Source organism: cyanobacterium endosymbiont of Epithemia clementina EcSB (genome assembly GCF_029919255.1).
In the GTDB taxonomy this organism is placed as follows: Bacteria; Cyanobacteriota; Cyanobacteriia; order Cyanobacteriales; family Microcystaceae; genus Rippkaea.
This window is the reverse complement of record NZ_CP123991.1, coordinates 3,061,521-3,072,807: the sequence shown is the minus strand read 5'-3', so window position 1 is coordinate 3,072,807 and position 11,287 is coordinate 3,061,521. Positions and strand designations below refer to the sequence as shown.

Annotated in this window: 3 protein-coding genes, 1 tRNA gene and 3 rRNA genes; 6 read left to right on the top strand and 1 reads right to left on the bottom strand. The window is 43.3% G+C overall.

Going from position 1 to position 11,287, the window contains the following annotated elements:
• Positions 1–279 precede the first annotated feature (279 nt).
• The 5 genes from P3F56_RS10250 (at position 280) to P3F56_RS10230 (ending at position 7,191) form a co-directional block, all read left to right on the top strand.
• Positions 280–1,766, top strand: a 16S ribosomal RNA gene (locus P3F56_RS10250).
• A gap of 148 nt (positions 1,767–1,914) precedes the next feature.
• Positions 1,915–1,988: transfer RNA gene (locus tag P3F56_RS10245), tRNA-Ile, on the top strand.
• Positions 1,989–2,237: 249 nt separating this feature from the next.
• Positions 2,238–5,110: ribosomal RNA gene (locus P3F56_RS10240) — 23S ribosomal RNA — on the top strand.
• A gap of 82 nt (positions 5,111–5,192) precedes the next feature.
• Positions 5,193–5,310: ribosomal RNA gene (gene rrf / locus P3F56_RS10235) — 5S ribosomal RNA — on the top strand.
• Together the 16S, 23S and 5S rRNA genes with 1 tRNA gene alongside form the textbook arrangement of a ribosomal RNA operon.
• Positions 5,311–5,955: 645 nt before the next feature.
• Entirely contained in the window at positions 5,956–7,191 is a 1,236-nt protein-coding gene (locus tag P3F56_RS10230; protein ID WP_281152739.1) for an LL-diaminopimelate aminotransferase, read from the top strand.
• A 102-nt stretch (positions 7,192–7,293) separates the two neighbouring features.
• Here the strand turns inward: P3F56_RS10230 and gnd are convergent, their stop codons facing one another.
• Positions 7,294–8,715 carry a decarboxylating NADP(+)-dependent phosphogluconate dehydrogenase gene (gene gnd / locus P3F56_RS10225; RefSeq protein WP_281152738.1) on the bottom strand — a complete coding sequence of 474 codons (1,422 nt, stop codon included), beginning with the start codon at positions 8,713–8,715 and terminating at the stop codon, positions 7,294–7,296.
• 1,961 nt (positions 8,716–10,676) lie between these two features.
• Between gnd and cobU the strand changes: the two genes are divergently transcribed.
• Positions 10,677–11,252, top strand: coding sequence for a bifunctional adenosylcobinamide kinase/adenosylcobinamide-phosphate guanylyltransferase (gene cobU, locus P3F56_RS10220; RefSeq protein WP_281152737.1), 576 nt, complete (start codon positions 10,677–10,679; stop codon positions 11,250–11,252).
• Positions 11,253–11,287 lie beyond the last annotated feature (35 nt).

The following is an 11,287-nucleotide window of genomic DNA, read 5'->3' as shown; positions in this document are numbered from 1 at the left end:
GAGGGAGAAGAAAAAAAGTTTTAAAAAAGGGTTGACATTTTCTAGGACGTTGGTATAGATTGGTAAATGCGCGGTTAAGAGCAACACGCTCTCCACCAGCGCACTGAACCTTGAAAAATCCATAGTTTAGAAGCTAAAAGCCATAAAACCCTTGTCATTGGAAAAATTATACATCTTATTGTTTTTCCTGTCTAGTAGACAAAAAAACGATAAGACTAAATAGATAAGGAGCCGAAGAACCAATTTAATTGGGAAATATCGGCGCAAGTCAGATCAAACACTATGGAGAGTTTGATCCTGGCTCAGGATGAACGCTGGCGGTATGCCTAACACATGCAAGTCGAACGAGCTCTTCGGAGCTAGTGGCGGACGGGTGAGTAACGCGTGAGAATCTGCCTCTTGGTTGGGGACAACAGTTGGAAACGACTGCTAATACCCAATGTGCCGTAAGGTGAAAGATTTATTGCCAGGAGAGGAGCTCGCGTCTGATTAGCTAGTTGGTGAGGTAAAGGCTCACCAAGGCGTCGATCAGTAGCTGGTCTGAGAGGACGAGCAGCCACACTGGGACTGAGACACGGCCCAGACTCCTACGGGAGGCAGCAGTGGGGAATTTTCCGCAATGGGCGAAAGCCTGACGGAGCAATACCGCGTGAGGGAGGAAGGCTCTTGGGTTGTAAACCTCTTTTCTCAGGGAAGAAGATCTGACGGTACCTGAGGAATAAGCATCGGCTAACTCCGTGCCAGCAGCCGCGGTAATACGGAGGATGCAAGCGTTATCCGGAATTATTGGGCGTAAAGCGTCCGCAGGTGGTTACTCAAGTCCGCTGTCAAAGGCTAGAGCTTAACTCTAGATAGGCGGTGGAAACTGAGAAACTAGAGTCCGGTAGGGGTAGCGGGAATTCCCAGTGTAGCGGTGAAATGCGTAGATATTGGGAAGAACATCGGTGGCGAAGGCGCGCTACTGGGCCGGAACTGACACTCAGGGACGAAAGCTAGGGGAGCGAAAGGGATTAGATACCCCTGTAGTCCTAGCTGTAAACGATGGAAACTAGGTGTGGCTTGTATCGACCCAAGCCGTGCCGAAGCTAACGCGTTAAGTTTCCCGCCTGGGGAGTACGCACGCAAGTGTGAAACTCAAAGGAATTGACGGGGGCCCGCACAAGCGGTGGAGTATGTGGTTTAATTCGATGCAACGCGAAGAACCTTACCAGGGCTTGACATGTCGCGAACCTTGATGAAATTCGAGGGTGCCTTCGGGAACGCGAACACAGGTGGTGCATGGCTGTCGTCAGCTCGTGTCGTGAGATGTTGGGTTAAGTCCCGCAACGAGCGCAACCCTCGTCCTTAGTTGCCATCATTAAGTTGGGAACTCTAGGGAGACTGCCGGTGACAAACCGGAGGAAGGTGAGGATGACGTCAAGTCAGCATGCCCCTTACGCTCTGGGCGACACACGTACTACAATGGTTGGGACAAAGGGCAGCGACCCCGCGAGGGAAAGCGAATCTCATCAAACCCAGCCTCAGTTCAGATTGCAGGCTGCAACTCGCCTGCATGAAGTAGGAATCGCTAGTAATCGCAGGTCAGCATACTGCGGTGAATTCGTTCCCGGGCCTTGTACACACCGCCCGTCACACCATGGAAGCTGGTCACGCCCGAAGTAGTTACCCTAACCTTTTGGAGGGGGACTCCTAAGGCAGGGCTGGTGACTGGGGTGAAGTCGTAACAAGGTAGCCGTACCGGAAGGTGTGGCTGGATCACCTCCTTATAGGGAGACCTTAATTCGGGGTAAAAGGTAAAAGGTAAAAGACGAAAGTCTAAAGCCTAAATAAACGCCTTTCCTTAGAATGGATCCCAAGGTCGTGCAAGGGAAAACTGCTTGTATTAGCTTCTAAACTGGAATTGGTTCGGAACGAGGGCTATTAGCTCAGGTGGTTAGAGCGCACCCCTGATAAGGGTGAGGTCCCTGGTTCAAGTCCAGGATGGCCCACCTAAATACAATGTGTGCTTTTTAAAGCAACATTCAAACATGGGTCCAGCACCGAGTCTTACTTGGATAAAGTAGGACAGACTGCTGGGCAGTTAAAGTCCAGTAAAGTACCTTGAAAACTGCATAAAAACGAGAAAACGGTCATATTCTTATGTTATTAGTTAACGCGTTGTTAATACGTTGTTAACTGAAGCGTAAAAAAATACTGTCCGTGTAGAAAAGTCCAAGTGATAAGTACCATATTGAAATGGTCAAGCTACAAAGGGCTAACGGTGGATACCTAGGTACACAGAGGCGATGAAGGACGTAGTTACCGACGAAACGCTCCGGGGAGCTGGAAACAAGCATTGAGCCGGAGATATCCGAATAGGGCAACCTTAAACACGGCCACCTGAATACATAGGGTGGTGCGAGCCAACCGGGCCAACTGAAACATCTTAGTAACCCGAGGAAAAGAAAGCAAAAGCGATTCCCCCAGTAGCGGCGAGCGAACAGGGAACAGCCTAAACCATCAGCTTCGGCAGATGGGGTTGTGGGACAGCAACATGGACTGTAGCGGTTAGACGAAGCAGCTGAACACTGCGCCAGAGAAGGTAAAAGCCCTGTAGTTAAAAACTTAAACAGCCTAGCTGAATCCCGAGTAGCACGGGGCACGAGAAATCCCGTGTGAATCTGCGAAGACCACTTCGTAAGGCTAAATACTCCTGTGTGACCGATAGTGAAATAGTACCGCGAGGGAAAGGTGAAAAGAACCCCAGTAAGGGGAGTGAAATAGAACATGAAACCGTTAGCCTACAAGCAATGGGAGGACGATTTAACGTCTGACCGTGTGCCTGTTGAAGAATGAGCCGGCGACTTACAGGTTGTGGCAGGTTAAGGGGAAATACCTGAAGCCAAAGCGAAAGCGAGTCCGAATAGGGCGCTAGTCACAATTTGTAGACCCGAACCCGGGTGATCTAACCATGGCCAGGATGAAGCTTGGGTAATACCAAGTGGAGGTCCGAACCGACTGATGTTGAAAAATCAGCGGATGAGCTGTGGTTAGGGGTGAAATGCCAATCGAACCCGGAGCTAGCTGGTTCTCCCCGAAATGCGTTTAGGCGCAGCGGTTGTGTACCATGGCGGGGGGTAAAGCACTATTTCGCTGCGGGCTGCGAGAGCGGTACCAACGTGAGATAAACTCAGAATACCCGTTATGCATCAACCAGTAAGACGGTGAGGGATAAGCTTCATCGTCGAAAGGGAAACAGCCCAGACCACCAGCTAAGGTCCCCAAATGAATACTAAGTGATAAAGGAGGTGGGAGTGCACAGACAACCAGTAGGTTTGCCTAGAAGCAGCAATCCTTAAAAGAGTGCGTAATAGCTCACTGGTCAAGCGCTCCTGCGCCGAAAATGAACGGGGCTAAGTATTCTACCGAAGCTGTGGACAGGAAACTGTGGTAGGGGAGCGTTCTATGTAGGGTGAAGCACTAGCGGCAAGCAGGTGTGGACAGCATAGAAGTGAGAATGTCGGCTTGAGTAGCGAAAATATATGTGAGAATCATATACCCCGAAACCCTAAGGGTTCCTCCGGAAGGCTCGTCCGCGGAGGGTTAGTCAGGACCTAAGGCGAGGCTGAAAAGCGTAGTCGATGGACAACGGGTTAACATTCCCGTACTGATTAGAAATTGTGGCGGGGGACGGAGAAGGCTAAGTCAGCCGGATAATGGTTACCGGTGTAAGTATACGAGGTGTTGAGGGACGGAGAAAACGTCCTGAGCTAAGTTGCGAGTCCGACTCTCTACGGAGAGGAAGTGACTGATGTCAAGCTTCCCAGAAAAGCCCGAACCACGTTAATTTCTAATTACCTGTACCCGAAACCGACACAGGTAGGGAGGTTGAGAATACTAAGGGGCGCGAGATAACTCTCTCTAAGGAACTCGGCAAAATTACCCCGTAACTTTGGGAGAAGGGGTGCCACCGAGAGGTGGTCACAGTGAAGAGGCCCAGGCGACTGTTTACCAAAAACACAGGTCTCCGCCAAGTCGTAAGACGCAGTATGGGGGCTGACGCCTGCCCAGTGCCGGAAGGTTAAGGAAGTTGGTTAGGGTAACCGAAGCTAGCGACTGAAGCCCCGGTGAACGGCGGCCGTAACTATAACGGTCCTAAGGTAGCGAAATTCCTTGTCGGGTAAGTTCCGACCCGCACGAAAGGCGTAACGATCTGGGCACTGTCTCGGAGAGAGGCTCGGCGAAATAGGATTGTCTGTGAAGATACGGACTACCTGCACTTGGACAGAAAGACCCTATGAAGCTTTACTGTAGCCTGGAATTGAGTTCGGGCTTTTCTTGCGCAGGATAGGTGGGAGGCTTTGAAGTCTGGCTTGTGGGTCAGATGGAGCCAATGGTGAGATACCACTCTAGAAAGGCTAGAATTCTAACTTTAACCCGTTAGCCGGGGAAAGAACAGTTTCAGGTGGGCAGTTTGACTGGGGCGGTCGCCTCCTAAAAGATAACGGAGGCGCGCAAAGGTTCCCTCAGGCTGGTTGGAAATCAGCCGTAGAGTGCAAAGGCATAAGGGAGCTTGACTGCGAGACCTACAAGTCAAGCAGAGACGAAAGTCGGCCTTAGTGATCCGACGGCACCGCGTGGAAGGGCCGTCGCTCAACGGATAAAAGTTACTCTAGGGATAACAGGCTGATCTCCCCCAAGAGTTCACATCGACGGGGAGGTTTGGCACCTCGATGTCGGCTCATCGCAACCTGGGGCGGAAGTACGTCCCAAGGGTTGGGCTGTTCGCCCATTAAAGCGGTACGTGAGCTGGGTTCAGAACGTCGTGAGACAGTTCGGTCCATATCCGGTGTAGGCGTAAGAGCATTGAGAGGAGCCTTCCTTAGTACGAGAGGACCGGGAAGGACGCACCGCTGGTGTACCTGTTATCGTGCCAACGGTAAACGCAGGGTAGCCAAGTGCGGAGCGGATAACCGCTGAAAGCATCTAAGTGGGAAGCCCACCTCGAGATGAGTGCTCTCACAGGGTTAACCTGGTAAGATCACGGGAAGACTACCCGTTTATAGGTGCTAGGTGGACATTCAGTAATGAATGAAGCCGAGGCATACTAACAGATCGAGGGCTTGACCTTCTATATTACTTTGAACTTTTACTTTGAACTTTTTTTCTCGTTTTTTGCAGTCTTGAGGGTACTTTTCTTAATCATTTCACTTCCTGGTGTCTCTAGCACCGTGGACCCACTGCGATACCATCCCGAACTCGCTTGTGAAACGCGGCAGCGGCCAAGATACTTGTGGGGTAGCCCACCGGGACAATAGCTCGATGCCAGGATTTGTTTTTGTCAAAGAATCTCTTTCCTAATTAGGGAAGAGATTCTTTTTAGAGATCTAGACCAATGAGATCTAGACCAATGCTTTTTAGACTAAATACTCAAGCATGAAAGGTTAGTTCGACTAATTATTTAAATTTGAAACGGTTAGCGCACCAACTAAAGAATATCTCTCAGATTGAACATTTGATAAACTGGACTTTTTTTGTTCGATTGATTGCAATTATTTATACTTATAATTATAATTATTAATTTATTCTAAAAAATATTTCTCAATTTAGAGTAAGCTATCCTTCTCGAAAGCTTTTTAAAATCAGCTTTCTCATCAGATTTTAACTTAGATGAGGCACTAAAATTTATATAATAAGACCTGCTAGACTCTAACATGTCCTGATTTTGTATGTTTACTAACAACAATTTAATTTCTAGTAATTTAAATAATTTCAAAATAAGGCTTTCAGGATATTAGTTAGTATTAATAGTTTTATATGACAAGCTTAGTAAAATCGATATTGAGAATAACAACAGTGTTTTTAAATCTCATCGAATTCACGTTAACAGAACACCCATAACGATGAAATTTGAAACTTTCTTCAAATTTCATGACACAGTGTAAGCTAATAAAAAGCATTTGTAGCAAAATAAACATGACAACTATCAACGAAAATTACCTCAAACTTAAATCAGGATACCTCTTTCCCGAAATCGCTAGACGGGTCAAAACTTTCGTCGAAGTTAATCCTGATACTAATATTATTAAGCTAGGTATAGGAGATGTCACCGAACCTCTGCCCGAAGCTTGTCGCACTGCCATGATTAAAGCTGTGGAAGATATGGGTGAGCGCGCAACTTTTAGAGGCTACGGACCAGAACAAGGTTATGGCTGGTTACGGGAAAAAATCGCAGCTAATGACTTTCAATCAAGGAATTGTGATATAGATGCTTCAGAAATATTTGTCTCAGATGGGGCTAAATGCGATACAGGGAACATTCTTGATATTTTTGACAAAAATAACAAAATTGCCGTTACCGACCCTGTATACCCAGTTTATGTCGATACAAGTGTTATGGCTGGTTATACGGGGAAAGCCAATGACAAAGGGGAATATGACGGCTTAGTTTATCTTTCCATCAGTGCAGAGAATAATTTTATTGCAGATATCCCCAGTCAAAAAGTAGATCTGATCTATCTTTGTTTTCCTAACAACCCCACAGGGGCAACCGCCACAAAAGACTATCTAAAAACCTGGGTAGAGTATGCTAAAGCTAAGGGGTCTATCATTTTTTTTGATGCTGCTTATGAAGCTTTTATTACCGACGACAGTCTCCCCCATTCTATCTATGAAATTGAAGGAGCTAAAGACTGTGCGATTGAATTTAGGTCTTTTTCTAAAAATGCAGGATTCACGGGTACTCGTTGTGCTTTAACAGTGGTTCCCAAAACCCTTACTGCTAAAGTCTCTGATGGATCAGAGATAGAATTGTGGAAACTGTGGAGCCGTCATCAGTGTACCAAATTTAATGGGGTTTCTTACATTGTACAACGAGGGGCAGAAGCAGTCTATTCCGATACAGGGAAAGCACAGGTTAAGAAATTAGTCAGTTTTTACCTAGAAAATGCTCAGATCATCTGCAATCAACTAAAAAAAGCAGGGTTTAAGGTATATGGTGGCGTAAATTCTCCCTACATTTGGGTAAAAACTCCCTATAACCTCTCAAGTTGGGATTTTTTCGATCAATTATTGCAAACTGCTCATGTGGTAGGAACTCCAGGATCTGGGTTTGGTGCCGCAGGAGAAGGATATTTCAGGATTTCCGCTTTCAATAGTCGGGAGAATATAGAAGAAGCTATGAAACGTATTAAAACACAGTTTTCAGTCTAATTTCAGGTAAGGTGGGCTATGCCCACTCGACAAGTTTAACTAAAAAAACTCTCCCGGAAGAGAGAGTCTTTATGCTTAATAAGCAGTGAGGGAAAAAACCTTCTATTGAGCTGCCCATTCAGTATGGATAAATTCACCCCTGGGTTTATCAATACGTTCGTAAGTATGTGCCCCAAAATAATCCCTTTGTGCTTGGGTTAGATTCTGAGGTAAACCAACACGACGATAACTATCAAAATAGTCTAAAGACCCACTAAACGCAGGAACAGGAATACCCAACTGGTTAGCCAACATTAACACCTCGCGCCATGCTTCTTGACGATCTAAGATACTTTGCTTAAATTCAGGAGCTAATAACAAATTAGGCAAGGTGGGGTTATCAACAAATGCTTTTTTAATTTTGTCAAGAAAACCAGCACGAATGATACAACCGCCTTTCCAAATACGAGCAGACTCAGGTAAACTTACCCCGTAATTGTACTCTGCTGAAGCTTTAGCGATTAGGGCCATTCCTTGAGCATAAGAACACATCTTAGAACAGTACAACGCATCTCGTACTTTGTTAACAAATGCCTTGGCATCTCCTTTGAATTTAGTTGTAGGTCCGGGTAGTTCTTTGGATGCAGCCACTCGTTCATCTTTATACGAAGACATAACCCGTGCGTTTACCGCAGCATACATTGTGGGAATAGGAACCCCTAACTCTAAGGAAGTCATCACAGTCCAGCGTCCAGTTCCCTTTTGTCCTGCAGAGTCGAGAATGAGGTCTACTAGGTGTTTTCCGGTTTCTGGGTCTTTGTATTTGAAAATATCGGCGGTAATTTCAATTAGAAAAGAATTAAGTTCATCGGTAGTGTTCCATTCTTTGAAGACCTCGTGCAACTCTTCATTGCTCAACCCTAGGCCGTTTCTCATGATGTCATAGGCTTCAGCAATCAATTGCATATCGCCATATTCAATCCCATTATGTACCATTTTTACATAATGACCAGCTCCACCGCGTCCCACAAAGGTGACACACGGGCCATCATCTACTTGGGCAGCAATTTTGGTTAAAATTGGTTCGAGTTCTCTATAGGCAGCCTCCGTACCCCCAGGCATCAAACTAGGGCCCTTTAATGCACCTTCTTCTCCACCACTAACACCCATTCCTACAAAACCAAGTCCGGTGGCTTCTAATTCTTGGGTGCGTCTTTCGGTATCCTCATAGAGAGAGTTACCGCCATCAATGATCATATCTCCTTTTTCAAGGAGAGGTTTTAAGTCTTGAATGACGTAATCAACAGGTTTTCCTGCTTGAACCATCACCAGAAGTTTACGGGGCCGTTCTAAGGTTTGAACTAATTCTTCCAAGGAGTAGGCCGCTTTTATATCTTTGCCAACGGCTCGGGTACTCATGAATCTGTCTGTTTTCTCGCGGCTACGGTTATAAACAGCAATGGGATAACCACGACTCTCAACATTAAGAGCTAGGTTTTCTCCCATCACGGCTAAACCGATTACAGCAAAGGTACGTTTCGTCATATAACTGCTACCAAATCTACTTGGTTCTTATCAAAAAGGGTTTTTGCTATTGCATAAGGCATTGGCTTGTTAGACACTGGTAAAAGCTGAGGCTTTGTTATGGTCAACTTTTTCTTGATGCCTATTTACCTTTCGCCTTCCGCGTAGCGGTACACCCCGATTAATCTAACGTTTTTTAGTCTAACGTTGGATTTTTAGTTTCCCCAATTCTTTAAACAGTATCTTAACAAGGCAGTGATTGAAAGTCAAAAGTCAAAAGTTAGAAATTAGCAGTTAAACCTCTTTTTTCCTTTAACTATGCCCACAATTGGTATTTTATGATTATGGGTAATTATGTGAGCACTTATAGATTATTTTTTTATCAATTGGTAATTTTAGTCACACTTTAATTTTTACTTCATATGTATGAACTTTTAAGTAGTCAGAAATGATAAACACCATATTAAGACGGGGTAAACTTTTAGTTAGGACAGAAATAGAAAAAATAAATAGACAAAGAACAGTTATGTTAGCAATATATACGATTTTTGAATAAATAAACCGATAAAGTGTAAGATTATCCTAAAATCTACTTATAACTAGAACAATTACTTAGCCTCTTATCGATGAAAGGACTGTGGAAAAAAAATCAACATGATTTACCATAATCACCGATATCCTATTTTGTTTAAAAAAAGTGTTCTACTATAGTTTTCACTATTTTATCTGAATTTAATCGTGCTACTCGCACTTCAACCTTGATTTTAACCCTAGAATTTAGTGCTGCTTTTCAAACTCTAGAAATGTGATCGCACGGTTAAATTTAAGTGAGACATTTGTAACATCAAAGTTTTGACTACCAACTACCGCTAAAATCAAAGATTATCGCAATTTATGGTCTTGCTATGAGGTAGTCGACAGAAATAATCAGACCAAAATTGTCGAAAAGTCAAAATACTGGATTTATACACCAAAAGTAATCGAGTTTTCGCCAGACAACTCCCACATTCAGAGAATTACACCCTCCTTTCAGGAATTTAAAATTTGTCCAAGAACTAATTGTTCTTAATTGATTATCAATGATCTTATAGCTAATATTTTTTAGGGCAATTCACAGATATTAATTCTCACTATCGTTTTTATTTTCTTTTTAGTTTTTTTGTGAAAAAGTCCTTTTAGGAGAGTATTAATCCTGTTTTTTTTAAAATTTTTTATCTCTCATCACCTCATCTACTTTTCCATCATGAAAGAGTCTGAATTGATTTTAAGGGTGAAATCACCAGCTCCTTTTGTCCAAGATCAAGTTCTGAACTAGAATAATTCTTGATAGCTAAAAATTAGAGGACGGAGCACAATAAAATCTTGACTTAGTCAGCATTATATCATCATTGTTAATGGACATCGAGTGATCGCAATTGCAGTATTAGTACGCTTCAAATTAATGTATTGATACTACGGCACAATAAGTCCATCAAATATTAGATCAATTTTGGAAGACTTTTCTTAAAAAAAAATACAAATATTATCTTTTTATATCTACAATTGCCTATTCCAATTAGATAGAATTTTTTACTTAGTAAAAAGTTCTATCTAATTGGAATAGTTTAAAACTAATAAAAAGCAAGAGTGACTAACGTAGTAATTTCTATTTTTTTTAAAAAAAAGTTTATTACTGAGGATTGATTTAATCTTTTTGTCTATTTTATACAGATTAGAACAAAGATCAATAACTAATGCCTATTAGTGCTAAGCTAAAACAATTGTATTTAACTTGAGGTTAATTATGAAAGGTAGAGCCGCTTCATTAATAATCTAAGGAATTAAACTCTCGTTTTACGCTAGTAATAAGTTACTGCTATTATCTGAAAAATATTGAAGAAATAACTTAATTTAATTACGTTTTATTTCTAAGTAAAAGGAGAATCTATCGACGATGGTTGTTCTCTCTTCTTCAGGAAAATTTCTTAATAACTCTAATTATAATGGTCAATGATTTAGAACCGCTTCAAAACCAACAAATTATTTTAGTAACTGGGCCTACCCGTTCAGGTAAAAGTGAGTGGGCTGAAACCCTGGCTGAAAAATCCAAGAAGCCTGTTATTTATGTAGCGACAGCCTTAGAAAATACCCAGGACCAAGAATGGCTAGAAAGGATTACTCTTCATCGAGAACGTCGTCCTCCCCATTGGGAAACCCTATGGGTTCCCTATAACTTATCAGTTATCTTAGAAACAGTTACGCCGCCTCATTGTCTTTTGATTGATTCTATAGGAACCTGGGTGGCCAATTGTCTAGAACAAGATGGTTTGACCTGGATGCAGACGATGGCTCAATTCTTGGACTGTTTAGAAACAACTCCTGTCGATGTCATTTTAGTAGCTGAGGAGACAGGATGGGGAGTCATTCCAGCCTACCCCTTAGGACGCACATTCCGCGATCGCTTAGGAAATTTAACCCGACACCTAGGGGTAATCGCCAATTTAGTATATCTGGTTACCGGAGGTCACGCCCTGAACCTAAGTTTACTTGGCGAACCTCTGACAAAAGAACAATTATAAATTTTCAATTACAAAGAATGGCGACAAACAATACA